Source organism: Thermoleptolyngbya sp. M55_K2018_002, assembly GCF_015295965.1.
GTDB classification, from domain to species: Bacteria; Cyanobacteriota; Cyanobacteriia; order Elainellales; family Elainellaceae; genus Thermoleptolyngbya; species Thermoleptolyngbya sichuanensis.
The window spans coordinates 1-2,034 of sequence record NZ_DVEA01000286.1 but is presented as its reverse complement, the minus strand read 5'-3'; the positions used below and the strand labels follow the sequence as shown (position 1 = coordinate 2,034).

Genomic DNA, 2,034 nt, shown 5'->3' with positions numbered 1-2,034 from the left:
CTGCTGGGGCTGGGGCTGGAGGTGTTGCATCGGAGCCACCAGCAGGCTGAGGTTGTGGCGCGAGGCGGCGGCGGCGGTTTCGTTGCCCCCGGCTTCCCGCAGGCGCAACGCCTGGTTGAGATAGTTAATCGCAGCAAAGCTGTCGCCCAGGCAGAGGGCGCGGGTGCCTAGCTGGTGGTGGGCTAGGGCGATCGCCTGGGAATTGCCCAAATGTTCTGCCGCCCGCAGCCCCGCATCCCACACCTGCTCCCATGCGCCCCAACGTCGCCCCAGCGCTAGCGGGCCGTCCATCACACGGGCAAACTGCACGACTTCTTTCCACTGTTCTGCTTCAGCAGCCAGGTTTACCACCCGCATCAGCAGCGGCAAATCTGGCAACAGCGCCCCTTTGATGGGAGCCTGCTGCTGGACCCAGTGCAGAAAATGGCGCACCACCGGCTGCACCCACTGTTCCAGGTTCCAGAACTGCCGCAGGGGAGCCAGCAAATTTCCTGCCAGCGTGTGGCGCACCCCGTCACTGCTCAAAAAGCCACGGCTGACCAGGGTTGCCACAATTGGCTGGGGATTGGTCGTGCCCGTCAGTCCGGCCAGGTGGTGGGTCTGCACGGGGACTTCCCCCAGCACCGCCAGCGCCGCCAGACAGCGCCGCTCGGCATCCGGGAAGGTGGCGCACGCCCGCAGCACCAGCACTTCTAGCGTCGCCCCCGATTGCAACTGCTCGATCATTGCCAGCAGAGACAAATGGCCATCGCGCACCAGCATTGCCGCCTGCAAAATCCGCTGCGGATGCCCATACAACAACGTGCAAAGCTGTTCTGCGCTGGATTGCTGCTCCGGCGTGAGGGGATCGTTCAGATAGCGCTCTAGCAGATTCACCGCTTCGCTCTGGGGCAAGCCGCTCAGCGGCAGACTGTGGCTATCGTTCCACAGATGGCGCTCTGAAGCCGTGACAATTAGGCCCAGCGTAGTCAGGTTTCGCGTCATTCGTTCCAGCACGTTGGGCGGCAGGCGAACATCGTCCAGCACCACCAGCGCCCGCTTCTGGCGCAGGGCATACTGCACCTCTTCCTCGCTCAGCTTGTGGGGAATGGCTTCGTCAATTTCAAAAAAATCTTCAAATAGGCTCTGGTAGAGATCCTCGACGGGCTGCTCGCCGACGACCCGGTAGACCAGCCCCTCAGCAGCCAGCCCCAAAACCGAGGGCTGGTGGGCTAGGGCGCGGGCCAGGGCGCTTTTGCCTAGCCCCGACTCGCCATAAAACTCGACGGGCACGGATTGTTCCAGCGCGGCGATCGCCCCGTCCAATTCCTTTTCGCGCCCCACCAGGTAGGGCATTGGCGGGCAGGCCGCTTCGGGGCTGGGCAGGGTGCGCGATCGCAGCGAGGGCGCTGAGGGCTGCGGCAAGAGCGTCACCACCGCACCATACGGAGTCATCTGCAAGCGGCGATCGCCCGCAATCACCTGCTGTCCGCCCGCCCCCAGTTCAAACTCGGTCACGGGCAGCCCATTTCCCGCCTGGGTTCCCTGCACCACCGTAGACACGCCGCCCAAGCCAGAAGGGGTCGCCAGACTAAACGCCTGCTGCCAGCCGATCTGGCTGATGCCGCGCTGCCGGCCGTAAACCTTGAGCGTATTGGCGGTGGCCATGCCCAGCCCCGCAATGCCCTGATGAACAAATGACGCAAGATCTGGCGGCGGCGCGGGCACGGCCTCTACGAGAACATGCAGCGTGTCTTGCTCCAGCCGGGCCATTGCCGTAATGCCTCTGGGATTGAGGCTGCGGTTGAGCAAGGTGGCGATCGCCTCCGCACTTCCCAGCCGCGCTTGGTCTAACAGGTTCTTTTCAGCCAGCAAATGTTCGTAGGTTTGCGACATGACGATACGAGAGCAAGGTTCACCCTAGAGCCAGATGGATGCCAGATGGATGGTGGACGCGGACGGATTTTTGTTGCGGGTAGTATTCATAACGATAATGCGCCCGCCCCAAAACGCAACACTGAATCGCGCAGATTTGGGGACAAGAGGTGGGGACAG

At 63.0% G+C, this 2,034-nt stretch carries 1 protein-coding gene; it reads right to left on the bottom strand.

Annotated features, from left to right (window positions below):
• Positions 1-1,875: NB-ARC domain-containing protein (locus IGS51_RS14785; protein ID WP_297079332.1), on the bottom strand; the 1,875-nt coding region annotated here is incomplete at its 3' end.
• Between the last annotated feature and the right edge of the window lie 159 nt (positions 1,876-2,034).